Here is a 24,177-nt window from a genome sequence, read left to right on the forward strand (position 1 = left end):
GATGCGAAGTCGAAGGCTGAGGGAGAGCTTTTGCTCATGCAGGCTCGGACTGCTCTCGATCCGAGCATAGATGTCCAGATAGCTCTCAACGACCTCCAAGCCCGTTTTCCGAACGACGAACTTATTAACGAGGCCGTACACCTGAACTCGAATACCGAATGACTGGAAACATAATGGTGATCAATCACAAGCGACGGGGCGAAACACAGAGCGCTGCTCCTAGCCTGCATCTGAGAGACATGCCCATCGAGCACTTGTATGCGCGCTATCAAAGGATAGCGCGGAACCTGCCGAGACGGATCCGCTGGCTTGCTTTGATATTCGCGCCAACGAGCACGAGTTTCACCGTCTTCACCGCTGGCCTACTGAATGTTGCAGGGGCTCTGATGATTACGGCAGGTATCGGCCGGGTAACGTCAGGTGAGAGGACCCCAGGCAGTGCTATTTGGTTACTCATCTTCGCTTTCCTGGCTGAAAGCCTAGGGTACTGGGTGAAGGAACGCCAAGAGCTTATTCTCACGATCGCGGTTCGACAGCTCACATACCGCCGTTTCCGGGACATCTTTAGTAGGTCATCCCATCCGCCGGAAGCTCACGGACATGTTCTCACATACCCAACACAGATCAGCCAGTTTGCCTTCGTTGTTGATTTCGCCGTTTCAACCGTTCAGATTATTGCCTTTCTCGCGGTTTCGCTCGCGCTATATGGTGCAAGCGGCGCCTTCGCTGCGTTGCTCATCACTGGATTGGTATTCGTCAGCGTCCGTCTCATCAACTTGGTGGGCCGACTATGGGAACAGTACGTCGCTCTAGAGGGAGAGCGTCGGCAGTGGATCCAGCGTGTAGCAAACGCGCTGCCTCGAGGGCAAAGCATCCCCAGCTGGGGTACCGCCCTGGACAAGGTCGCTAGCATCCGAAACACCGAAGAGCAGCTTCTGCACAGACGAGTCCCGTTGCAGATCCTGAATGGATTCCTTGAACGGGGAGCACTAACTGCGGTGCTCGCTGTGGTTGCGGTTCTCGGCGCGTGGCTCTGGCCATCCGCTCATTTCGGTATTGGAATTATTTTGGCAGCCCGCTACCTGTACGCAGCGGTGCAGAACAACATCGTAAACTATCGGGTTATTCGGCTCGCTGTGCCAATGATGCGTGAGCTCGACAAGCTCGAGTCGTCTCCAAATTGCATGGTTAAACAGCAGGACTGGGTGGGGCAGCCTTCAAACTCTAGAGAGGTGCTTGCAGCTACGTCTGAGCGCGCTGAAGCATTGCGCACATCCGTGACCACCCCCGATTCTGCTTTCGTACCACGCAACCCGGAAGTGTCCCATTCGGTGTTGTCAGCGTGGCGAGCTTCTGCTTCGCCACATCAGGTATCCCGATTCACTAGCCTCGCTTTAGGTATGGGGCTCACTGAGGATGTGATCGGGCGGTTCTGGCAAGACGCAACAACCTTGTCGTCAGGAGAGAGACACCGTGCTGCTGTCGCTATCGTTTTGGCAGACAAACCGGACTGGCTAATTTTGGACGATACGTTCGCAGCGCTTGATCCTGTAGCACGTGAAGTGGTTGCCGAGAGGATCTTAGAGTGCGTGCCAACGTGCACACTTCTGGCAAGCTCGGAGGAGTACGTACCGAGTGCCTTCACCTCCGGCAATGATGCGAGGGTAGACCCTCTTGAGTTGCAGGCTCATAGCCCCGGGGCAGCTAAGGAGGCAGATGCTGGTTCGATGGAGGTGAGCGAGGGACAGGACCTTCCTGACCCTGAGCCGAAGCGTGCCACATTCCGACGATCGGCCCTGTTGTTGTTTGGACCGCATTTGGTGTGGATTACGTGTGGCGCCCTACTCTTGAGCGGATCCGAAGTTGCTTTTGCATTGACGATTGCTCACAGTGATGGGCTGTCTGCTCAGGTTGCTGAAGTGTCAGCTGCTTGCGCACTGGCAGCAATTATTGGGTCCGTCATGTTCTTTGGCCCGCTCTACTGGGCTCCCATCGCTAGGCTGAGCGATTTGCACGACCGGGTTATACGCAGGCTCGATCGATTCGCTACTCCTAGAACAAGCGGTGCGGTCATGGGGCGGATGGGTGAAGACTTCTCCGACCTTCAGATGTCGGTGCCTAGCGCCCTGGGTTCGGTATTTATGGTCATTCTACAGACCTTTATGCTCATCGGAGGCGCAGTGGCCGGCGCCCCGCTGTTCATAATCGCTGTGTTGGCGGTAGCACCCCTAGCGATGCTTGCTATGCGTCAGGGTTCAAAGTGGATTCTCCCTGCCTCGACGACGGCTGCCAATCGCCGAGGTGACTTCATCGGGGTGGCTGGTGCCCAGGCTGGCTTACACGCTGCGCCCGTCAGTGCAGGGCTGCGTCGGGCTGGAGAAGAAGCCTACGCTCATTCGGAGGCTGCATACGTCAGCAGCTCGATTCAGTTGGCGAACGCCTACGCACTGCGTACGGGACTGATTCAGTCGCTTGTGTTGTCACTGAATGTTTCTGCAGTGGTATTGGCACTGATGGTCGAAGGATCGAACTCAGTGGTTGCTCCCGCGGTCGTAATATATTTTGCAGTAACTCTGTCATCTGGCATCCAATCTACGGTGGAGACGCTGCAACAGGTTGGTGTAGTCAGCTTGACTGCGGAGCGTGTTCGGATGCTTGAAGAGTACCGGGCCGACCGTTCTTATCCGCCCGTGCGGTCTGCTGACCTGGCTCTGCTTGAGAGTGTTCTTGACTCTGGGTGTTCTATGGTTGCCTTGATTGGACCAACTGGCGCGGGGAAGTCCGTCATGCTTGATGCTCTATACCGCCGGTATCCCCAAGGCGAAGTGGTAATCGTACCAGATATCGATCCGTTCGCATCTGAAGCATCGAATTCGAGCGGGCTCATGCTTGCGCGTTTCGTGTTACGTGAAGGCGCTGCCCGGCTTGTGTTGCTTGATGAGACCTTGAAGGGTCTCACTCCGTCAGAGGAGCGCGCTGAGCTCGAATCGATGGCGTGCGCTATCGAGGGCAGTGACAAGCAGGTTGTGATTGTCCTTCACTCGCGCTCTAACCTTGATTGTTTCAAAGAAGTGGTGAATTTAGATGCGTGAGCTGACCCAGGTACTACGTTTTTTCTCCAAGAACTATCGAGGACGAAATGCGAATCTATAGGGCCAAACCTATAGCCTGGACCGATTCGTCGGTGGCACTTCTGAACGAGTACGGCGCCGCACTGTGCACACTCGCCCCTCCTGCCCCCGATAATGCCCTGATACCGCCCGCGATAAAAACCCCCGTTAAAAACACAGTCGGGGCCGTCTCGCACGCAGGCTCGAAAAGTGCGAGAATGGAACGAAAAGAAAACTACGAAAGAAGATACTTTCATGCTTATTCTCGTTGTGAACGCCGGTTCTTCCTCCCTGAAGTACCAGGTGCGTGACACCTCCCTGCCCGAGGCAGAGCAGATGCTGACCTCCGGCCTCGTCGAAAACATCGGCACCGACGTGCCCAACCACGAGGTCGCATTCGACATCATGTCCGAGAAGCTTGAGCCCGTCCTGGCAGGCCGTGAGCTGCAGGCAGTCGGCCACCGCGTGGTGCAGGGTGCAGAGAAGTTCACCCACCCCACCCTGCTGACTGAAGAAGTTGTCCAGCAGATCGACGACCTCTCTCCGCTGGCACCGCTGCACAACCCCGCACACGTTCAGGGCATGCGCGCAGCAATGCACAAGTGGCCCTCCCTGCCGCAGGTCGCTATCTTCGACACCGCGTTCCACTCCACCATGCCCGAAGAAGCATGGCGCTACGCGATCCCCTACGACCTGGCTGACAAGTACAGCATCCGCCGCTACGGCTTCCACGGCACCAGCCACGAGTACGTCTCCCACGTTGCAGCTGACATGCTCGGCATTGCACGCGACGAGTTCAACGGCGTTGTCGCTCACCTCGGTAACGGCGCGTCCGTGACCGCTGTGAAGGGCGGCAAGTCCGTCGACACCTCCATGGGCTACACCCCGCTGGCCGGCCTGATTATGGGTACCCGCTCCGGCGACATCGACCCCTCGGCACTGACCACCATCCTGTCCCGTGAGGGCATTGACGGTGAACGCCTGGACACCATCCTGAACAAGGAGTCCGGTCTGCTCGCACTGGCTGGCTCCAACGACATGCGTAAGGTCGTTGAGGCTGCACAGTCCGGCGACGAGCGTGCACAGCTCGCACTGGACATGACCTCCTACCGCCTGATCAAGTACATTGGCGGCTACAACCTGGTTGTTGGCGGCGCGCAGGCACTGATCTTCACCGCAGGTATCGGTGAGAACTCCGGCGACTTCCGCAAGCTGGTCCTGGACCGCCTCGGCGCACTGGGTGTCAAGTACAACGAGGAAGAGAACGCTAAGCGTTCTCCCGAGCCGCGCGTGATTTCCACCGAGGATTCCGCTATCAAGGTGCTGGTCATCCCCACCAACGAGGAGAAGGCTATCGCTGAGGCTACCGAGGAACTCGTCAAGAGCCTCTAAGCCCCACGCACCCCGCCGTGTAGGCGGCTCAGCGTAAAATGATCCGCCGTGGCGCCCATTCTGTATGGGTGCTACGGCGGATTTCTTATGCCCGCAAGGCTGCTCACCCCGGAGCCTCTGCACTGTGCGCCCCGGCGCTGTGTATCCTGGCACTGCGCATCCCAGCACTGTGGCGTACTGTAGCGTCGCGAATGAGCATTCTATGAGAAAAAGCGTATTCACATTCACTAGTAAGTGCCCAAAAACGATAGAGTGGAATCAGATAACACTCGATACGAAGCGGACGAGACATGACTCAACCCCCTGAAAACCACCAGCAGCCCGGCGGGCAGTTCAACGCCCAGCCCGGCCAGCAGGCATTCCGTGCCCTCGGTGAGCCCCTCCCGCAGGACCTCTCCGCCGGCTGGCTCCCCGAAGACGAGCGCCAGAAGCCGGTCAGCCCCCTGCCCCAGCCGAGGCTCTTCGCCTACCAGTCGATGCTGCCGCCGAAGGTGCTGCACGCGCTGCGTCACCCCTCTGAAATTCCGTGGCTGGTTGCCGCCTACGCGGTCACCGCGGTCGGCTACATTGTGCTGTTCATGGCGTTGGCTGACCTGTTCAGCTCGATGATGCGTTACGTCTTCAGCTCAACCGGTGAAGGCTCGGTTCGTGTACCTTCTTCCGATAGCACCACGGCAAGCATGGAAGACCTGATTTTCCAGACGGTTAGCCTGCTCCTCCTGGGCCCGCTTGTCATCTTCATTGTTCGTGCAATCTACTACGCGCAGCAGCGTGTGCGCGGTGTGCGTATCACCCCCACCCAGTTCCCTGAGGCGTACCAGATGCTCGCCGAAGCAGCTGAGGCGGCAGGTCTGCGCCGTGTGCCGGATGCGTACGTTGTTCTCGGTAACGGCACCATGAACGCTTTCGCGGCAGGTCACGGTTTCCGCCGCTACATTTGCCTGTACTCTGACCTGTTTGAAATCGGTGGTAAGTCCCGTGATCCGCAGGCGCTGCGCTTCATTATTGGCCACGAGGTTGGTCACATCGCCGCAGGTCACGTCGGTTATTTCCGTCTGATTTTCACTACGCTGTTCAACCAGATTCCGGTGCTGTCGAGTGCACTGTCCCGCTCGCAGGAATACACCGCCGATAACTTCGGCTACCGTTTCTGCCCCGAGGGTGCGGAGGGTGCTGTCAAGGTGCTTGCGGCAGGTAAGTACCTGAACAAGCAGGTCAACTTCGATGAGCTTGCCGACCGTGCCGTCACCGACCGCGGTCTTGCCGTCTGGTACGTGAACCTGCTGGCAAGCCACCCCATACTCACCTGGCGTGCGCACGCGCTGCGTGACCGCACCCAGCCCGGCCGCCTGTTCTGGCGCCCGACTGAGAACCCGGTCAAGGACACCGCACCGCGCGTTCCTGTCCTGATCCCGGCGGCGGAGCCGGTGCACATGTGGCCCGACCCGATTCAGTCCACCGAGTTCATGCGTGAACACCAGGACGTTTGGGCAGACCACACCCTGGAAACCGTGGACGTGTACTCCAAGCCCAAGAACGCCCCCGAGTTCGACGCGAACTCTACGCTGTTCGCTGGCTGGCTCACCGAGCAGGCTCGTGCCTTCCACGGTCAGCGTTGGGATGCGTACGCTGCCGCCGGTGGCTCGCCGGCACCGGGTGCTCCCGGTGGCCCGCAGATGCCCGCACCGGGTCAGCCTGCGTACGGTCAGCAGCCCGGCTTCGGTCAGCCTGCCGCAAGTCAGAATGGTGCAGGCCAGCCCGCACCTGAGCAGCCTTCTAATGGCCAGCCTAACGGCCAGTCTTCTAACGGTCAGTCTGCTCCCGAGCAGTACGGTTACGGCCAGTACGGCAACGACTCCTCTGAGGGTGGCTCGTACGGTTATGGCTTCGACGGCGATAAGAAGTAGCCAGTAGCCGCCAGGGTGCGCTCTAATCGCCTCATCTGGACCGCATAGCTCAATAACCTTCACGAACCCGTCGGGGTGCCTAGGCGCTCCGGCGGGTTCTGTCGTTAACCGCCTCCTCACAGGCTCGTAGCCGGTTGCTGCAGTCGTTCGGGTTGCCTGGCATGAGCCGCCCGTAACCTTCACCTCCGGCCGCCCTGCAGCTGAGATGCACCCGGCACCCCGGTACCTTCACACAGGCGCAGGTCTAGAATGGACAGCATGCTTTCATCACTTCGCTCCATCAAACTCGACCCGCTGCTGACCATGCTCATTAGCGCGGTTATCCTCGCAATTATTGTGCCGGCGCGCGGCGACTTCGCCGACTGGTTCAGCACCGGAACGAAGTTCGCGGTCGCCCTGCTGTTCTACCTGTACGGCGCTCGCCTCTCCACCACGGAGGCTATTCGCGGCCTGACCCACTGGCGTCTGCACCTGATGATTCTCAGCTGCACGTTCGTGCTGTTCCCGCTGGTCGGTTTGGCGCTCTCACCGCTGCGTTTTGTACTCGGTGATGGGCTGTACATGGGCATTCTGTTCTTGACCTTTGTGCCCTCGACCGTGCAGGCGTCGATTGCGTTCACTTCGATTGCGGGCGGTAACGTGGCGGCGGCGATTGTGAGCGCCTCGCTCTCTTCGATTGTGGGTGTGGTGGCGACCCCGCTGCTCGCCATGCTGCTGATGAACACGGGCCATATTGAGTTCTCTGGAACAGTCTTCCTGGATATCGCCATTCAGCTGTTTCTGCCGTTCGTGCTCGGTCAGTTGACGCGCCGCTGGGTGGGGGAGTTCGCCAAGAAGCCGACGACCAAGTGGCTGGATAAGTTCTCGGTCATGATGATCGTGTATTCGGCGTTTTCCGCTTCGGTGGTGCAGGGCGTGTGGACGCGCGTGGCGTGGTGGCAGATTGTGCTGCTGGTCGTGCTCATGGCGATTATCGTGGTGTTCATGCTGTGGCTGACTGACCAGCTGGCTAAGCGTCTGGGCTTCAACCGTGCCGACCGTATTACGATTCAGTTCTGCGGTTCGAAGAAGTCGCTGGCGGCTGGCCTGCCGATGGCGATCATTATTTTTGGTGCGGGCTCGCTGGGTCTGATGATGCTGCCGATCATGATTTTCCATCAGGTTCAGTTGATGATTTGTACCTGGCTTGCGGGCCGCTATGCGCGCCTGGATGTGGTGGGTGCCGCCTCCGCGAAGGAAGTTCAGTAGGGGCTTGAACCCTATCTGCCGGGGGTGCTCGCCGGGTGTCTATTAGAAGCGTCTGCCGGGGTGCTGATTGGGTGCTCTGGTGGGGTCTCTGATGGGCGCCCGGCGGGTGCTATTCTTGGGCTTCTGAGCCTGTGAGATAAGCCTCTGATGAGGGGTTTTAATGGGATCTTTGGGCCTAGTTGACCTGCCCGTAAAGTGATGTTGCGCGCTTTAGTGAAAATTCCCCTGACTAGTGCATACGCGTGCAAAATATAGTATCTATGCTGGTCAGTCGGTTTTCTGTGGGTTATGTGCACTCTATTGCATAAAAGTGACCGGGGAGACAATCAACACTATCGTGTGTTGAGCGACAAAAGCTCCCTAATTTTGCCCTAAAATATTTTGTCGTGGGTTAGATAGATTTGCATCCTGTATGCAAGAATTTATGACTCACATGGGAATGGTTGAGATTCACTCCCTCACGCCGCCCACGAGCGTTGATGCAGTGGATTCACTCCCCGCCCGCATCCCACACCGGAAGAGACTCACTCGCTCAACCGGCAGGAAGCTCAAAACCACTTATTCACTCAAACACAACTGGATACACTCAGCTTAATCACGCGCGTAGATTCCATCTATGCGCTAATCGCTGTCTGTATCCGCCAAGAAAGAGGACACACCATGGCTACCATCATGAGCGTGAACGTATGCGATTCCAAGTACAACGCTGACCCCACCGGCGTACGAGACTCCACCAGTGCTATCCAGAAGGCTATCGATGACGTTGCTGCACAGGGTGGCGGATCTGTGGAGATTCCCGGCGGCATGTACCGCGTCTCCTACCCCTTCATCGAAATGAAGCACCGCGTCGAGATTTTCGGCCACGGCCAGGCAACCCGAATCGTCGCTTTCACCGACAAGAGCATCCCGTCATCTAAGAATGGTAGCTACGAATGCACCGGCGTTTTCCACACCGGTAGCTACACCACCCCCATGAGCGGTGGCACCAACCAGAACAAGCCCATGCGTATGGGCGTGCGTGACCTGTTTATCCGCACCAACAAGTACAACCTGTCGCTGGATTCCAAGAGCAACCAGATTTTCCTGGAGAAGCACACCCAGCCCGTCGACAACGTTGCAGGCGTCATCTTTCACACCCGCATTGCGGACGCTAACCCCGGTGAGCCGGACGCAGTTCCCACCCTGTCCAACATCGAAATCTGGGACACTGCTATTGGCGTTGCGATCCTGGGCCTGGACGACCAGGGCATGAAGATTGACAAGCTGCGCATCCGCCAGACCCTGCGCCAGGGCCTGCTGGTCGGCAAGCCTGTCGGCCACCCGCTGCGCGGCCGTGAGGGTGACACCCCCGGCGCGGCAGATAACAAGTTCTCCATGATTGACGTCTCTGACGCAAACATGAGCTTCGGCACCTACGCGGGTATCGAGATTTACACTTCTCAGTCCAAGTTCGAGGCGTCCACCAGCTGGTTCAACAAGCGCAACCAGGGTAAGAACGCCCTGTACGAGGTGAAGACCCGCCACGTGGGTGCAGGCTGGTTCATTCAGGGCACCCGCAACATGTTCATTGGCTGCACCGCCCAGGAGAACGCCGGTCACGGCTGGCTCGTGGAGTGGGGCAACAACCAGTTCATTGGCTGCCTGGGTGAGTCTTCGAGCTTCCAGGATGCTGTTACCGGCGGTGCTCGAGGTGACGAGGCGGCGAACTGGTACATTGGCCGTAATGCACGCGGTAGCCGCTTCGTGGCTCCTCGTTCGCACAACCCTTACAGCTGGGCGAAGGCTTCCCTGTACGGTTTCTACATTGAGAACAACATTCGCGATATGCACATTACGACTGCGTCCGCGAAGGATGACCGTATTGGTGATAACAACATGATCGGCCGCCGCGTTCACGTGACCGGTGCGATGGGCGATAACGTGCTCATCGAGGTGGACCACATCCGCCACGCGACTTTCGCGCCGAAGCAGCTGGAGAAGCGCGGCAACGGCGTGTTCATGGGCTAACCCTCACGGGTTGAGTTCTGCGGGCTGAGGCTCGTGACCACAAAATCTTAAAACGTATACGTCTGAGGGGTGGGGAGTAATCCCCGCCCCTCAGGCGTTTAACGCCCCTCTCTGAGTGATGGCGGTAAGTGCTGCAGTGTCTATGGTCGATTAGGCCTGTATATTGCGGTACTCTTGAGCAAAAGCTGACCCCTTGGTGCTTGGTTCAGCGCGTACCAATATATTTGCCGCAACATGCTCAACTTGCCGCACCAGAATCACTCCCTGCCGTATTTGCTTATTATGCTGTCATCAATCTCTTGATGAATCCGCTTGTGGATGTGTTTTTAGTAGATAATCTGAGCCTGACCGTTCAGGAATCTACCCAATAAATGTTAATGAGAAAAATTTTCAAGAATATTCCTCAAATAGGGTAGTATTGCACGCGTAAACATATTACACTTGAGTGCAAAGCTTCAGCCTGGTGCAATGTAAGCCCCAATCTGGCGTGATATAAGCCCCAGTCTGGAGCGATGTAAGATCCAGCCTGGTGTAAATAAAACCAGGCTGGACTTATTTGTTTCCAGACTGGTGTCAAAAGACAACATAGTCTGAAGGAGTAAAAATGTCGGCAGTATCCGCTGTTCACGTTCCGTCCTCTGCGAGCATGGTTGATCGCATGGCAGTAAGCGCATTGAGCGCCCCCGCCCGCCTCAAGAATGAGGCTAATAAGCTCATCATCCGTTATGACGGGTGGTTCCTTGTCCTTCTGGCAGTACTGCTGGTTCTGTCGGTTGTTTTCTTTGCTGCTATGGCCATTTGGTGCTTTCAGCAGGGTAGGTTCCGGTTCACTGGCAACTGGGAATGGGGCGCGGGCTATAACCGTGTTTTCGTAGAATGCGTCTAACGACTTAGGGTGACCATGCCCTGAATTTGAGAACTACGGAAGGGGTGGGACTCCAAAAGAGACCGCCCGCCCCTTTCGTAACAACTTCCAATCACCGAATAATTTCTGGTCAACACACAATGAAGGGTGTGACATATATGCTTCTCAACGCGCACGATATTACCTACGCGTACGGGGCTGGGAAACCCGCCCTCACCGACGTTCATCTCCAAGTTTCTTCCGGAGAAATTCATGGACTAATTGGACCTAATGGCTCTGGAAAATCCACGCTCATGAAGCTGATAAGTAACCTTCTACACTCCAAAGATGGCGATATTCAGATTAGTGGTCATGAGCATCGGAGCCTTGCTGCTCGCACCTCCTTGATGTACCTGGCAAGCAACGACTATCTACCGGAATTCCTGACCGGTCTGGAATATCTGCGTTTTATCCACTCTCTGTACAAGGAGAAAGTGGATGAGAATGCTGTAGCGGAGTACTTTAAGCGTTACCAGATGACAGGTCGACAGCACGACCTGATGGAAGACTACTCCCACGGCATGCGCAAGAAAACTCAGCTCATTGCAGCGTTGCTATTGCGTCGACCGCTCACTCTCATTGATGAGACGCTTAACGGAATCGACATCGACGCAATTTACACCTTTGAACGCGATATGCGTACATTACGCAATGAAGGATGCGGAATCCTGCTGTGCAGCCACGACTTCACGCTTCTAGAAAGGTGCGCAGACCGTGTTACCTTCCTCCACCGCGGCGTAGTGCTCGAGGACGACGCTACCGATGCTCTGCTAGAACGCTTTGGCACTCTCGACGCAATGGTCCGAAAAACTGTGGATGAAATCGAGGGGGACCTATGAGGTTCAGTGCGGTTAATCAGCTCGTTCACTTCTATTTCCTTTTCCTGCGCCGCCGCGTTTTAGGAAGGGGAGTTCTGGCAAATCGACCAATTCGTTACGCCGTATTTTTTGGTGTCTTAGCGCTATACGCAGGATATGTTCTACTGAGCATCAGTGTTGTTAAGCAAACATTTAATAACCCAGAAATAGTAGCGCCGTTGCTAGAAGGAATGGGTATTTCATCTATTTTCTGGGTTGCTGCGTTTTACACAATTGTGCGAATTCTATTCCTGAAAGCAGATGAGCTAACAGAACTTACGTACACTCTTCCTGCGACGAATAAGGAACGCTTGATTGCGAGTGTTGTATTCGAGATGCTTCTTGTCGGAACAGCTACTATTGCTCTTTCAAGTGCGCTGGCTATTGCTTGTAGCATTGTCGTGGGGTGGAAAGCTGCGGAGCTCTTCCTGTTGGGTGTTGTGTCACCAGCTCTTGTTACTTACCTGATCCTGCTAGTAATTCATTTGGGAGTAGAGCGACTCCTTGCCCTCATGGGAATGGCACGTTTGCGCGGTCTTGTGATTCCTGCTCTTCTTGCAGGTCTTATGGCTATTGCATTTAGCCTGATGCGTGACCAAAGTGTGGAGTACATGCGGATTCGTTTGCTTGAAGATACGGCCCCATGGATGCCCCAGCTGGCGTTTCTCCGTATTGAGGAAGCTATCGGAGGGGTACTAGGAGCAACGGGTGCTGTACTCGCCTTGCTAGGAGTATGTGGACTGCTACTAGCTCTAGCTATAGCAATTGCGCCGAAGGACTACACTCCGCTCAGGAGCTATTTCCTCGCGCTACCTGGAAGTCTTGCTAACACGCGATTTGGCACTTTGGTGCTGATGCAGTTCCGTAGCTTCGAGAACCAGTTTGTGCTGGTATCTGCTGTGGTGGCAGCTTTTGCAATTCCGTGGAAGAGCTGGAATGCGCCTCCGGCGTACATTCTTCTTCCTGCTTTCTTAGGAATATACGCGTACGCATCTTCTGAACCCCTGCGTCGCCTTACTCCGTTCCGCCAATCGGCAGGTGTGTTTTATCTTCAGCTGATCGGTTCGCAGGCAACTATCATGCTTGCGCTAGGTGCAGTTCTTGGAACGGTTTATCTAGCGCAAGGAGGTCAGCTATCAGATATCCTGACCGTTTTTGGGTTTGGGCTGGTATCTATCGTCATGACTAATCTCGTGGGTATTATCTTCCCACCAGAAAAGGGAAATCCATTCTCTGTGGTTATTGGTGTGATTCTTCTGCTATCGGTCGTTGCAACTTTTGCGTTGGGCCTGAATATGTTTGGGCTCCCAACGGAGGTTAACGTGACCATTATCGCGGTGCTTCTTGGATTCGCCGTGTTCTTTAGTGTCTTGGGAATTTCCCGTAATGAAAAAGGAGTGCGCCATGAAATGGTTCATCTATAGTATTTCTTCGCTTGCTACTGCTGCAGTAGCCACTGTAGCGGTAGTTATTGGAAGCACCATCTATACGCTCTTTAGCCTGAATGAAAACGTCTCTAAGGGAGAAGCTTTCTTTGGGGCAGTACTCTTGGAGTCAGGGGCACTTCCGGGTGGGGGAGTTCGCATGCAAATGAGTATGGTAAATCCTGCGCCCGTGGTGGTGACGCTCATTCTCTTGACGATTTTCATCTTTGCTGTGATTGTGGCGTATAAGCGACTTTCCGCCTACCGTGCTCAGCTCATTGCAGAGAAATCCTAAGGAATGAGCCGGCGAACTCTTGAACTTTCACAGGAGACATCCCTGTTGCATCAATCGAGGCACCTAGCGGTTGCTATATTGTGGTCGCTACGGTGGTTCCTCGCGATATGGTGCGGATGTACTGTAGGCATGATTCTCTGGGCTACCAGTGCGGGTGCGCCAGGACTTGCAGAGCCGCTGATATGGGTTCTGATCCATGCGCTTGGCGGATTGACGTTGGGATTCATGATTCATGAATTAGCGCATCTGATCGCTTTGCGGGTTTTAGCTCCGAATGTTGGAATAGTTTCACTTGAAATTACGCCTTTACGGGTGAGCTTGCATCCGCACGGTTACATGACGGGCCGACAAATAGCAGCTGTTGCAGCCGCTGGGCCGGGTGTCTGTATTGTGGCAGGGGCAATCCTGTGGGCGTTACCTGTCAATTACGGGCTTCATTGGTGGTATCTTACCCACGTCATATTCCTTCTCCCCATTTTCGGGGACGGTCACGCGTTGGTGCGAGGCCTGTTACTTGGTACTAAAGCTAGCCATGTAGGGGAGAGCTGACCGCAGAAGTCCATAACTAAAGATGGTTAGGTTCGAGGGGCGGGGAGTAATCCCCGCCCCTCAGTTGTTTAACCCGCCCACAAAACAGCCGAAAAACCATAGAAAAACGGGGTAGGGGGAGCAGGCATCACAGTGCCCGGTCGTCGCCTCCACACGCCCAATGCGGTACCCTTGAGCAGAAGGCAGGTCTGCCGGTGCACAGACCCACACACGCCAAAACACCCGCAGAAATGCGCCCAACACACCGCACCACACAAACTCAACACTGCACCCACGCAGCACCGTATTCACTCAATTCACTCACCACGCCGCCTTCAGCACCGAACGCGGTACCCATCGAAAGGATTGAGCCCCTCATGCCCGATACGCCCATGAGCATCAACGCCATCAACTACGGCGCAGACCCCACCGGTGCCAAAGACTCCACCGCAGCCATCCAGCGCGCAGTCGACGCTGTCGCCGCACGCGGCGGCGGATCCGTAGAACTACCCCGCGGCATCTACCGCGTCTCCTACCCCTTCATCGACATCAAGCACCGCGTCGAAATCTTCGGCTACGGCTCCTCAACCGTCGTCATCGCGCACTCCGACCGCGCCATCCCCACCACCGCCAACGGCCACACCGAATACACCGGCGTGTTCCACGTCGGCAGCTACACCACCCCCGTCTACGGCAACTACAACGCCAACAAGCCCATGCGTATGGGCGTACGCAATCTGCACATCCGCACCAACGCCGCAAACACCCCCATCAGCAGCTACCCGCTCGATGCGCACACCGCCCCGCTGAACAACGTCGCCGGCGTCATCTTCCACACCCACCTGACCGGCGACATGCTCAACGAACCGGACATCGTGCCCGTTATCGCCGGCGTGGAAGTCTGGGACACCGCCATCGGCGTCGCCGTGCTCGGCCTGGACGACCAGGGCATGAAAATTGACGACGTGACCATCCGCCGCACCCTCAACCAGGGCCTGCTGCTCGGCAAGCCCGTCGGCCACCCCCGCCGCCCCAACGAAGGCCAGAACTCCGGCGCGGCAGACAACAAGCTGCGCGGCGTAGACGTTGCCGAAGCGAACCTCAGCGGCGGCTCCTACGCCGGGATCGAGGTGTACGCGGCGCAGGCAAAATTCGAGAACTGCTCCAGCAACAGCAACCACCGCACCAGCAACAAGAACGCCCTCTACGAGCCCGCCACCCGCCACGCCGGCGCAGGCTGGATCGTGCAGGGTGAACGCAACATGTTCATCGGCTGCACCGCACGCTCCAACGCGGGCCACGGCTGGCTTGTTGAGTGGGCGCACAACGTCTTCATCGGATGCGAAGCGGAAGGCTCCAGCTGGGCTGGCACCGTCAGCGGTGCCGCCGGTGCTGACGAGGCCGCCAACTGGTACATCAGCCGCAATGCGCGCGGTACCCGCATGGTCGCGCCTGTCTCCTACAACCCCCCGGAGAAGCCCGCCTCCCTGTACGGCTTCTACATTGAAAACAAGATTTACGACCTGCGCATCACCGAAGGCACCGCCAAGGACGACCGCATCGGTGAGGGTAATATGCTCGGCCGCCGCGTGTATATCACCGGCGCAATTGGCGCGAACGTGGTCATTGAGGTTGAGGAACTGCGCCACTCCACCTCGCCCGCCGGTCAGCTCACCAAGGAAGCCTACAACGTGATGCGCGGTTAGTAGAGACTGACGGCAACTGACGGCAGCTAGTAGACACGCCCGAACCGGTTCGGAACTTTCCTGTGAATCGTGGGGGAGGCGCGTGTGCCCTAGTGGGCGCGTTATACCGCGATATATCAGCTAAAAATCAAAGCAGCTGCGAATGGAATACATACCATTCGCAGCTGCTTTGTTGTTTAGAACAATGTTTAATTTTTAGTTGATAAAAGTCTCAATTAAATATTGAATAAAATATCAATATGTACTTTAAACTTTCTATGGTGGTGTAAAACAGTCCATTCACTGCGCACCACCATAGCCGTGCGACAGCATGCGGAATAGCTACCCGCAGCACACACAAACCTGCATCGCCGCATGTCAGACCCTATTCATTGCCGCTTCTCACTATTCCTCAACGAAAGCTTTCCTCCCTTTTCTTATTCGCTCCATTTGGCGACCCCGCGGTCGACCCAAAAATCGGTTCCTTCCGGCCGGTTATCAACCACAATTACATAAGGACAACCCATGTTTTCGGTTATCTCTCGAGCACTCACACCCGCTCCCCGCGCACGCCGCACTTTCGCCCTCACTCTCGCACTCGCCCTCGGTGCCGTACCCGTCACCTCCGCGGTGAGCGCACAGCCTGCCGCCCACGCGGCAGAACCCGCAGTCAACCTGAAACTCGTCATCAAGGCAGAGCAGCCCAAGGACGACCCTAGCTACGTCGAATGCGTCGCCAACTTCCTCGGCACCATGAGCGCCACCCCCGGCGTGTGGGCGGTCTGCCACGGCTACCTCGACAGCGAAGAATACACCGTCACCCGCCGCCACAGCAGTGCAACCGTCACCCGCGGCCAGCTGGTGCGCATGCTCTACCGCATGGCGGGATCGCCAACCGTCAAGAACTTACCCACGACCTCCCCCTACAAGGACGTGGCAACCACCGACCCGGACTACCCCGCCTACATCTGGGCGGCGGATGCGGGCATCACCTCCGGTTGGGATGACGAGCTCTTCCACCCGGACGACTACGCCACCCGCCACACCCTCGCCGCATTCCTGTATCGCGCCGCAGGTAGCCCCGACGGTGCCGCGCGCCTGCGCCAGATTCGCCGTCCGCTACGTGCCGAAGTCAAGAAGACTGAACAGTTCAAGACCGAAAACCGCTGGGCAGCCCGCACGCTCGGCGCCTGCCCCGAAGTGGACCGCGACGGTGACGGCGTGGCAGACGTGGTGAACCCTGCCAGCCCCCTGTACTTCTCCGACGCCCTGTACATGCTCAAGGCGTACGGCGATAAGGGCCTGAAGGTTGTGGGCACTCCCGCCGTTGACTAGGAGGCCGTTGACTAGGAGTAATACCGACTAGATTCAGTGCTCTAACTAGATTCAGCGCTGACTAGCGCATATATTCACCGCCCGCCGATGCGACCCAATGGGTTGCGCAGGCGGGCGGTGCGCTGGCAAGTTGCGAGCGCCCATGTCCGCTGCGCAATCGCCTCCGTGCAATGAAGGGCGCCTGCTCTGCACCCGCTAAGCTAGAAGGCATGAAGATTGCCACCTGGAACATCAACTCAATCCGCGCCCGCGAGAACCGCGTCGAAGACTGGCTCGACGAACACGACGTTGACGTGCTCGCACTGCAAGAAACCAAAACCAAGGACGAAACCTTCCCCTTCGACCTCTTCGAATTTATGGGCTACGAGGTTGCGCACTTTGGCCTGAATCAGTGGAATGGCGTGGCAATCGCCTCCCGAGTTGGCCTCGAAGACGTGCAACGCGGCTTCGATAACCAGCCGCACTTCGGCAAGCCCGGCGAACCCGAGGTGCTGGAGGCGCGCGCGATCGGTGCGACCTGCGGCGGCGTGCGCGTCTGGAGCCTCTACGTGCCCAATGGCCGGGGCCTGACCGACCCGCACATGGACTACAAGCTCCGCTGGATGGAGGCGCTGCGCCAGAACGTGCACAACGAACTGGCGGCTAACCCGCAGTCGCAGCTCGCCCTGGTCGGTGACTGGAACGTCGCCCCCGAGGATACCGACGTGTGGGATATTGACTACTTCCTGAGCAACGAAATGACCCACGTTTCCGAACCCGAACGCCGCGCCTTCGCCGCCCTGCTCGAAGAGGGCATGGTGGATGTAGTACGCCCGCACACCCCGGGCGAGTACACCTACTGGGACTACCAGGCGGGTCGCTTCACCAAGGACGAGGGTATGCGCATTGACTTCCAGCTGTTCTCGCCCGCGCTCGCCGCACGCGTGGAACGTGCCTGGATCGATAAGGTGGAGCGCGCCGGTGAAGGCGCAAGCGACCACACGCCGGTCGTGGTTGAGATTGCTGACTAAACGGAGCGTATAGCTTGCCGTAGAACCGCGTGCAGTAAGGAGGCGGGGGAGGGGCCCCTCGCCTCCTTGCTGTATCTGCTGGTGTTTCTGCGCGCATGGCTCTGTGTGTCTACCCCTGTGTTTCTGCCAATATTTCGGGGTTTTCTGTGTGGCTTAGTTGAAAAGTTCGGCTTGACGAACTATTGTTAAATTCCGCCCGGGATGACAGGCAAAAGCGCATCATGATGCCTGCGCAGACAACACCGTGTCCCTGTCGCCCCGGCGCGGCAAAATCCACACATCAACCACATACTCAAACCCGTGACTTCCAATGAAGGACGCCTCATGAACGCTCTAACCCCCGCAGGCAGCAACGCACACCGCCTCATCCAGGCGCTCTGCGCCGCCCTAGCACTCACCCTACTACTCGTGCTCACCGGCTGCGGCAGCACTGCCAGCACCACCGATGGCGCTAAGAGCAGCAACGGCAAGAAGACCGTGCTCACCACCTTCACCGTGCTAGCAGACATTGCCAGCAACGTGGCAGGCGACGACCTGAACGTCGAGTCCCTCACCAAGCCCGGCGCTGAAATCCACGAGTACGAGCCCACCCCCTCCGACCTGAAGAAGGCGCATGCCGCCGACCTGGTGCTCGACAACGGCCTGAACCTCGAATCCTGGTTCGCGAAGTTCGTTGAAGAATCCCACGCTAAGCACGTGACCGTCTCCGAGGGGGTCACGCCCATCTCCATTACCGAGGATGCCTACGAGGGCAAGCCCAACCCCCATGCCTGGATGAGCCCCAGTAACGTACAGAAGTACGTGGACGTGATGATTCGCGAATTTAGCGCCCTCGACCCGAGCCACGCCGCCGACTACAAGTCCCGCGGTGAAGCCTACAAGAAGCAGCTGCAGGGCGTACGTGACGAGCTCGTCAAGGAAATCTCTACCCTGCCCGAGAACCAGCGCGCACTGGTCACCTGCGAAGGCGCCTTCTCCTACCTGGCGGCAGACGCGGGCCTGAAGGAAAAGTACATTTGGGCGGTCAACTCCGAACAGCAGGCGACCCCCTCGCAGATTTCCTCCGCAATCGATTACGTGCGCGAGAACCAGGTGCCCGCTGTGTTCTGCGAATCCACCGTCTCCGATAACCCGATGCGCCAGGTAGCCGACGCCGCCGGTGCGCGATTCGGCGGCGTGCTCTACGTGGACTCGCTCTCCGAGGCGAACGGCCCCGTGCCCACCTACCTGGACATGATTCGCTACGACGCACGCACCATTGTGGCGGGCCTCAAGGGCAACTCCTAAAACCCGAATAAACCCGGCATCGAAAACCCCGGGTAAATCCCAAACCCCCGACAGGATAGGAGGGGGCGGTCGCCTTCTTGGCTCCGCTCCTCCCACGCCGTTAACACTCGCTCACACAGCACCCGCCCACACGGCACCCACTCACCAACACGCAAGAAAGTACACCCGCCCCACGCATACGGTGACCACCAGAAAGAACACAAGGAATGAGCACTCTTCTCAGCTGCGAAAATGTGCACGTGAACTACGGGCCAGTCCGCGCCCTCACCGGCGCATCCTTCACCCTGGACACCGGGCGTATCTGCGGCCTAATCGGCATGAACGGCTCCGGAAAATCCACCCTCTTCAAAGCCATTATGGGGGTCGTGCCCGTGCACGCCGGCAGCATCACCCTCGACGGGCAACCCGTCGGCGGTAACCGCGGCAAGAACGCGCACCACCACCGCGCCGGACTCATCAGCTACGTGCCGCAGAGCGAAGAAATCGACTGGACCTTCCCCATCTCCGTGCGCGAAGTCGTCAGCATGGGACGCTACCGCAATCTCGGCATCACCCGCCGCCTGCGTGCCGCAGACCGTGCCGCCGTGGATGAGGCGCTCGCCCGCGTGGAACTGACCGACCTTGCTGACCGTCAGATTGGGGCGCTCTCGGGTGGTCAGCGTAAGCGCGCCTTCGTGGCACGCGCTATCGCCCAGGGCGCCCAGCTGCTACTGCTGGATGAGCCCTTCGCCGGTGTGGACAAGCGCAGCGAGGCGATGCTCATTCAGGTCATCGAACAGCTGCGTGACGAGGGCGCGACCGTGCTGGTTTCCACGCACGACTTGGCGAGCCTGCGCCAGTTCGCCGACGAGGCGCTACTGCTGCGCGGTGAGATTCTGATGCACGACACCCCCGAGAAGGTGCTCGCCCCCGAGAACCTGGTGCGTGCCTTCGGCATGGAAGTGGACGCCGGCACGCCGACTGCCGCCTCCAGCGCTACCGCCTCCGGCACTACTACGAACAGCTCTGCGGAAGGGAAGAACTAAATGGACATCCTCAACTTTCTGGTGGAGCCGCTGACCCTGCCCTTCATGCTCCGCGCATTCGTGGTCACCGTCATCGCCGCCGCCGTCTGCGCCCTACTCTCTTGCTGGCTCGTGCTGCTCGGCTGGTCGCTCATGGGCGACGCAATCTCGCACGCGGTACTGCCCGGCGTGGTGCTCGCCTACATTTTTGGTGCACCCTTCGCGGTGGGTGCGGTCATTGCCGCGCTCGTGGCGGTGGCGCTCATCGGCGGGGTACGGCGCAGCGGCCGCGTGCGCGAGGACGCCGCGATCGGCATCGTGTTTACGACTATGTTCGCGTTCGGTCTGGTGCTGATTTCGGTCACGCCGTCGAACACCGACCTGAACCATATTCTCTTCGGTAACGTGCTGGGTGTGTCCTGGTCGGACGTCTGGCAGGTCGCCGTCCTCGCGGTGGTAGTTGCCGCCGTGCTGCTGGTCAAGCGCCGCGACTTCGTGCTGTACGCCTTCGACCCGGGGTTTGCGCAGGCGGTGGGGTTGCGTCCGCGTCTGCTCGGCGCGCTGCTACTCATTATGCTGGCGCTGACCTCCGTGGTGGCGCTGCAGATTGTGGGCGTGGTGCTGGTTGTGGCGATGCTCGTCATCCCCGGCTCCACCGCGCGCCTGATGACTGACCGGTTCGTGCCCATGCTCGCGGTGAGCGTGGGAGTGTCCCTGGTGGGCACGCTGACCGGCCTGTACGCCAGCTACTACGCGGATGTATCGCCCGGTGGTGCCGTGGTCGTCACGCAGGGCATACTGTTCGCCCTGGCGTACGTGTTTGCCCCGCGCTACGGTCTGCTGGGCAGGATGCGCGCCCGCCGACTCAGCACTGCCGCAACGAAAACTGAGCCGTCAGCTTCCTAAGAAAGCTCACCCTGTGAAAGCTCCCTCTAAGAAAGCCCACTGAGTACACTCACCGAATACAGCAATAGGCGGAAAGTCCCACCGTGGGGCTTTCCGCCTATTGCTATCTTCTGAAGGTTGGGGGCGCGTACCCGCCCGGATTTCCGGGCTAGAAGCCCGCCGCTACCGCCCTGTATCTACCGCCCTGTACCTAGCGCACCGTGCGGGACACGAACAGGGAGGCGGTCGCCTCTGCACCCAACGGAATAATGGTGCCGCCGGGCTTCACCGCACCGGCCGCATCCGTCTCGTGCAGGTTGCCGGAACCGGCACCAACCACGCTCACGTTCACCGCCTCCGAGAAGGGTGCACCCTCCTCAATGTGCAGGCGCACGCCGGGCACAAAACCGTGGCCCTGCAGGTAACGCAGCAGGCGCGGGTCGTCATCGTTAATGCGTTCGAGCACGACTGTTTCGCAGGGTTCGCACTGGCTCAGCGGCACGGTCTGCGGAAAACTAATATGCCCCGAAGAGTCCGGGATCGGGTCGCCGTGCGGGTCGCGGGTCGGGTGCCCCAGCAGGGTGTCGATGCGGTCCACCATGAAGTCGGATACCGCGTGCTCCAGAACCTCCGCCTCGTCGTGCACACGGTCCCAGGTGTAGCCGAGAATCTCCACAAGGAACGTCTCAATGAGGCGGTGGCGGCGAATCATCGCCAGCGCGTAGGAGCGGCCGGTTTCAGTGAGCTCAATAGCGCCGTAGGGCTGATGCTCAATCAGGTCGGCGGCGGCGAGGCGCTTGAGGCCGTCAGATACCGAAGAAATGCGCAGGCCCATGCGTTCTGCCAGGGCGGATGCGGTGGCAGGGGTTTTGGTCCATTCTTCGAGGCTCCAGATTTCCTTGAGGTAGTTCTGGGTGCTGACGGAAAGTTCTGAAAGAGGCATAAAGATAAGTCTACCTTTTCTCTGGTTTTGCCCGTCGAGCTACAGGGTATTCAGCGCGGGCTTAAAAAGCGTCCCGCCCGGATAGTTCACCCCTGGCAGGGGGTGACTATCACGGGCGGGATTAGGTGTTCGGTTCCGCGCTGGCAGCTACGAAAGGCTGGCAGGCGCGAAAGAATGAGGGATGCGCGGCGGTGGTTAGGTGGCGCGGCGGCGCGAACGGTCAATACGGGTCAGCAGCTCGATGAGCGCACCGCGTGCCGCCTGCTCCTCATGCCAGAGGGAGCGGACGAGGGTGCGGCTGACCGCCTGGGTGGTGATGCCGAGTGCGGTTGCGGCGGCCTTCTGCTGGCCGCGCACGCCGGGTACGAGCAGGTTTACTACGCGCCATTCGGCGTCGGTGCGGTCGGCGCATACGCGGTAGAGCAGGCGTGCGGAGCCTGCGGCGAGGTCGGCGAGGTGGCGGTTGTCGGCGCTGACGCTGATGCAGCGTACAGGTGCGCCTCCTTGTGCTTCTTCGACGGCGAGGCGTGAGAATTCGAGGGCGTCGCCGGTGCAGTCGGTGGTGCTGACGGCGCCGAGTGCGCCTGCGAATCGGGGGATGTTGAGCTCGCCGATTCCGATGCCGACCCAGAAGCCGTTATCGCGCGCGGCAATGAGCGCCGCGTGGAGTGCGTCGCTGGCGCGGTCGAAGGCACCCTGAATTTCGTCAGGGTATGTCTGGGCGAAGGCAACACGCGGGTTGAGCTTTGCGAGTTCGTCCGACAGTGCAGTGAGTGAGTGCTGTGCGGAACGTTGAATAAAGGTTAGAACGAACACCTTCCTATTATGCCGTAAAACCTTCAACAAGCGGCGTAAGGTTCGCCGTAATACCGGCAACATTTAAACCCCTAAAAATACGCATTGATAAGGGGAATTATCGTGAGCGTGCACTGTGTGCAGAAATCCTAGAAAGGACGTAGAACACCCCCGAAAGGAAAATAATTTTCATGCAAGTGCACGTTGAATTATTCGCTTTCGGGGGCGTTGAGTGGAGTTGATAGACGGGGCTACCGCGGAACTACTGTGCGTTCGTTACCTGCGAGATATGCGGCAGCTGACGCAGCGGCTTCTGGAATACCATCACCACCAGCGACAGGAAAATGAACACCGCGTAGAACAGCGCCGTGTACGTAATACCCCAATCAACAATGAGGAAGCCTGCCAGCAGAACAGCCAGCGGGGTGAGCGCCATGTTCGGGATACCCTGCACCGAGTGCACGCGACCGATCATGTGTTCCGGGGTAGACGCGTTAATGTACGCAATGATGCTCGAATTGAAGGAGGGGAGCACAATACCCGCCAGCACAATCAGCAGGCACACCGCCCACAGCATCGAATGAACCACCGGCAGCAACAGGTAGCACGCCGACATGATGGCCAGGGAGGTGATACCGAGCGGGCCGAGCGCAAACTTCTCGGTCAGCGGGCCGACCAGGAACGAACCGAGCAGCACGCCCACGCCGAAGGCGCTCGCAAAGATGCCGATGAAGAGCGGGTGTGCGCCCTCCAGGGTGTAGTAGTAGATGAAGGTGAGCGGAATGCCGACCGTTCCAAAGTTCGCGAGCGTTGAAACGAACGCGATGGACACCAGCACCTTGTTCTTCAGGATGTACTCGAAACCAGCTTTTGAGTCCTGCCAGAAGCTGGTTTTCTCGCCTTCCTCCTCTTCCGTGGGCTGCCGACTAGCGCCGTAGCTCTTGGGGGCGACGATGAATGCCAGCAGGTTGACGACCGCGTGAACTGCGGTCATGAGCACGGTCGAGAAGCCGATAATGATGCCGGCGACCGGGCCGCCCAGCAGGTTAGCGGTGGACTCGCGCGTCTCACCCATACCGGAGGCGTACCCCAGGTGTTCCTTGGGGACTACGCGGGTGATGATGGACTGCTCGCTTGGGTAGTCGAAGGTGGAAATGATGGCGGCTAGAGAAATCGTAATCACTAAAACGTAAATGTTGGTGACGTTGAAAACGAGGTAGAGAAGAATCGCTATCCAGGACAGTGACTGACCGATACAGGATAGCGCCAGGCACTTTGAGGGGCCGATTCTGTCGACCCACGTTCCAGATACTGCTCCGGCGCAGGTGGCGAGAACACCCGCGATGAAGAGGGTGATACTCGCAGCTTCGGGGGAGCCGGTCAGCGCCAAAATAATGATTGGCGTGGTGATATAGCTCATCGAGTCTGAGAGCTGGTTGGCTCCAATGGCGAAGAGAGTATTTCGAAAATCTCTATTCTTGAGTAGCTCGGTGTTGACACTCATGGGGGACCTCCACGATGGGGTTTATGGTGTCGCGCGGCGTGCAATCCGTCGTGCGTA

Annotated in this window: 18 protein-coding genes; 15 read left to right on the forward strand and 3 right to left on the reverse strand. The window is 58.3% G+C overall.

The window, feature by feature from the left end; genetic code table 11:
* The first annotated feature begins 239 nt into the window (after nucleotides 1-239).
* From HMPREF2927_RS04995 to HMPREF2927_RS05070, 15 genes are all read left to right on the forward strand, one after another.
* Nucleotides 240-3,092, forward strand: a complete 2,853-nt coding sequence (locus tag HMPREF2927_RS04995) for a hypothetical protein (protein WP_246827360.1) — start codon at nucleotides 240-242, stop codon at nucleotides 3,090-3,092.
* A gap of 273 nt (nucleotides 3,093-3,365) precedes the next feature.
* Entirely contained in the window at nucleotides 3,366-4,502 is a 1,137-nt protein-coding gene (locus tag HMPREF2927_RS05000) for an acetate/propionate family kinase (protein WP_070686087.1), read from the forward strand.
* A 290-nt stretch (nucleotides 4,503-4,792) separates the two neighbouring features.
* Nucleotides 4,793-6,409: a M48 family metallopeptidase gene (locus HMPREF2927_RS05005; protein ID WP_070686088.1), complete on the forward strand. Its 1,617-nt coding sequence runs from the start codon at nucleotides 4,793-4,795 to the stop codon at nucleotides 6,407-6,409.
* A gap of 249 nt (nucleotides 6,410-6,658) precedes the next feature.
* The gene (locus tag HMPREF2927_RS05010) at nucleotides 6,659-7,657 is read left to right on the forward strand and encodes a bile acid:sodium symporter family protein (protein ID WP_369825426.1); all 999 of its coding nucleotides are present in this window, start codon (nucleotides 6,659-6,661) and stop codon (nucleotides 7,655-7,657) included.
* 660 nt (nucleotides 7,658-8,317) lie between these two features.
* On the forward strand, nucleotides 8,318-9,664 hold the full coding sequence (locus HMPREF2927_RS05015; protein WP_070686090.1) for a glycosyl hydrolase family 28-related protein: 1,347 nt from the start codon (nucleotides 8,318-8,320) through the stop codon (nucleotides 9,662-9,664).
* Between the two features lie 604 nt (nucleotides 9,665-10,268).
* A complete protein-coding gene (locus HMPREF2927_RS05020; protein ID WP_083311184.1) occupies nucleotides 10,269-10,550 on the forward strand; it encodes a hypothetical protein in 282 nt (93 codons plus the stop codon).
* Nucleotides 10,551-10,687: 137 nt separating this feature from the next.
* Complete coding sequence (locus HMPREF2927_RS05025) at nucleotides 10,688-11,407, forward strand: ABC transporter ATP-binding protein (RefSeq protein WP_070686092.1); 720 nt, start codon at nucleotides 10,688-10,690, stop codon at nucleotides 11,405-11,407.
* The gene (locus HMPREF2927_RS05030; RefSeq protein ID WP_070686095.1) at nucleotides 11,404-12,849 is read left to right on the forward strand and encodes a hypothetical protein; all 1,446 of its coding nucleotides are present in this window, start codon (nucleotides 11,404-11,406) and stop codon (nucleotides 12,847-12,849) included. Before HMPREF2927_RS05025 ends, HMPREF2927_RS05030 begins: the two co-directional genes overlap by 4 nt.
* Nucleotides 12,830-13,144 carry a hypothetical protein gene (locus HMPREF2927_RS05035; RefSeq protein ID WP_070686096.1) on the forward strand — a complete coding sequence of 105 codons (315 nt, stop codon included), beginning with the start codon at nucleotides 12,830-12,832 and terminating at the stop codon, nucleotides 13,142-13,144. Before HMPREF2927_RS05030 ends, HMPREF2927_RS05035 begins: the two co-directional genes overlap by 20 nt.
* Nucleotides 13,145-14,049: 905 nt before the next feature.
* On the forward strand, nucleotides 14,050-15,378 hold the full coding sequence (locus tag HMPREF2927_RS05045; RefSeq protein WP_070686099.1) for a glycosyl hydrolase family 28-related protein: 1,329 nt from the start codon (nucleotides 14,050-14,052) through the stop codon (nucleotides 15,376-15,378).
* 504 nt (nucleotides 15,379-15,882) lie between these two features.
* Nucleotides 15,883-16,692, forward strand: coding sequence for an S-layer homology domain-containing protein (locus tag HMPREF2927_RS05050; protein ID WP_070686101.1), 810 nt, complete (start codon nucleotides 15,883-15,885; stop codon nucleotides 16,690-16,692).
* A 209-nt stretch (nucleotides 16,693-16,901) separates the two neighbouring features.
* A complete protein-coding gene (locus tag HMPREF2927_RS05055) occupies nucleotides 16,902-17,702 on the forward strand; it encodes an exodeoxyribonuclease III (RefSeq protein WP_070686103.1) in 801 nt (266 codons plus the stop codon).
* A 324-nt stretch (nucleotides 17,703-18,026) separates the two neighbouring features.
* Nucleotides 18,027-18,989 (forward strand): metal ABC transporter substrate-binding protein, encoded by a 963-nt coding sequence (locus HMPREF2927_RS05060; RefSeq protein WP_070686105.1) that lies wholly within the window; start codon nucleotides 18,027-18,029, stop codon nucleotides 18,987-18,989.
* 206 nt (nucleotides 18,990-19,195) lie between these two features.
* The gene (locus tag HMPREF2927_RS05065; protein WP_070686107.1) at nucleotides 19,196-20,014 is read left to right on the forward strand and encodes a metal ABC transporter ATP-binding protein; all 819 of its coding nucleotides are present in this window, start codon (nucleotides 19,196-19,198) and stop codon (nucleotides 20,012-20,014) included.
* A complete protein-coding gene (locus HMPREF2927_RS05070) occupies nucleotides 20,015-20,899 on the forward strand; it encodes a metal ABC transporter permease (protein ID WP_049337790.1) in 885 nt (294 codons plus the stop codon). It begins immediately after the preceding gene.
* Nucleotides 20,900-21,089: 190 nt separating this feature from the next.
* Here HMPREF2927_RS05070 and HMPREF2927_RS05075 read toward each other — a convergent pair whose 3' ends face one another.
* The 3 genes from HMPREF2927_RS05075 to HMPREF2927_RS05085 form a co-directional block, all read right to left on the reverse strand.
* Nucleotides 21,090-21,821, reverse strand: coding sequence for a metal-dependent transcriptional regulator (locus HMPREF2927_RS05075; protein ID WP_070686109.1), 732 nt, complete (start codon nucleotides 21,819-21,821; stop codon nucleotides 21,090-21,092).
* 195 nt (nucleotides 21,822-22,016) lie between these two features.
* On the reverse strand, nucleotides 22,017-22,637 hold the full coding sequence (locus HMPREF2927_RS05080; RefSeq protein ID WP_005507641.1) for a hypothetical protein: 621 nt from the start codon (nucleotides 22,635-22,637) through the stop codon (nucleotides 22,017-22,019).
* Nucleotides 22,638-22,878: 241 nt separating this feature from the next.
* Nucleotides 22,879-24,120, reverse strand: a complete 1,242-nt coding sequence (locus HMPREF2927_RS05085; RefSeq protein ID WP_070686111.1) for an MFS transporter — start codon at nucleotides 24,118-24,120, stop codon at nucleotides 22,879-22,881.
* Between the last annotated feature and the right edge of the window lie 57 nt (nucleotides 24,121-24,177).

Source organism: Rothia sp. HMSC061E04 (assembly GCF_001813685.1).
GTDB lineage: Bacteria > Actinomycetota > Actinomycetes > Actinomycetales > Micrococcaceae > Rothia > Rothia mucilaginosa.

Bases quoted from the DNA above. Each gene is read 5' to 3' on its own strand.
- HMPREF2927_RS05005 (WP_070686088.1), top strand. From the start codon at position 4,793: ATGACTCAACCCCCTGAAAACCACCAGCAGCCCGGCGGGCAGTTCAAC.
- HMPREF2927_RS05065 (WP_070686107.1), top strand. From the start codon at position 19,196: ATGAGCACTCTTCTCAGCTGCGAAAATGTGCACGTGAACTACGGGCCA.
- HMPREF2927_RS05060 (WP_070686105.1), top strand. From the start codon at position 18,027: ATGAACGCTCTAACCCCCGCAGGCAGCAACGCACACCGCCTCATCCAG.
- HMPREF2927_RS05075 (WP_070686109.1), bottom strand. From the start codon at position 21,821: ATGCCTCTTTCAGAACTTTCCGTCAGCACCCAGAACTACCTCAAGGAA.
- HMPREF2927_RS05025 (WP_070686092.1), top strand. From the start codon at position 10,688: ATGCTTCTCAACGCGCACGATATTACCTACGCGTACGGGGCTGGGAAA.
- HMPREF2927_RS05015 (WP_070686090.1), top strand. From the start codon at position 8,318: ATGGCTACCATCATGAGCGTGAACGTATGCGATTCCAAGTACAACGCT.
- HMPREF2927_RS05035 (WP_070686096.1), top strand. From the start codon at position 12,830: ATGAAATGGTTCATCTATAGTATTTCTTCGCTTGCTACTGCTGCAGTA.
- HMPREF2927_RS05010 (WP_369825426.1), top strand. From the start codon at position 6,659: ATGGACAGCATGCTTTCATCACTTCGCTCCATCAAACTCGACCCGCTG.
- HMPREF2927_RS05000 (WP_070686087.1), top strand. From the start codon at position 3,366: ATGCTTATTCTCGTTGTGAACGCCGGTTCTTCCTCCCTGAAGTACCAG.
- HMPREF2927_RS05055 (WP_070686103.1), top strand. From the start codon at position 16,902: ATGAAGATTGCCACCTGGAACATCAACTCAATCCGCGCCCGCGAGAAC.
- HMPREF2927_RS05050 (WP_070686101.1), top strand. From the start codon at position 15,883: ATGTTTTCGGTTATCTCTCGAGCACTCACACCCGCTCCCCGCGCACGC.
- HMPREF2927_RS05070 (WP_049337790.1), top strand. From the start codon at position 20,015: ATGGACATCCTCAACTTTCTGGTGGAGCCGCTGACCCTGCCCTTCATG.
- HMPREF2927_RS05020 (WP_083311184.1), top strand. From the start codon at position 10,269: ATGTCGGCAGTATCCGCTGTTCACGTTCCGTCCTCTGCGAGCATGGTT.
- HMPREF2927_RS05045 (WP_070686099.1), top strand. From the start codon at position 14,050: ATGCCCGATACGCCCATGAGCATCAACGCCATCAACTACGGCGCAGAC.
- HMPREF2927_RS05030 (WP_070686095.1), top strand. From the start codon at position 11,404: ATGAGGTTCAGTGCGGTTAATCAGCTCGTTCACTTCTATTTCCTTTTC.
- HMPREF2927_RS05085 (WP_070686111.1), bottom strand. From the start codon at position 24,120: ATGAGTGTCAACACCGAGCTACTCAAGAATAGAGATTTTCGAAATACT.
- HMPREF2927_RS04995 (WP_246827360.1), top strand. From the start codon at position 240: ATGCCCATCGAGCACTTGTATGCGCGCTATCAAAGGATAGCGCGGAAC.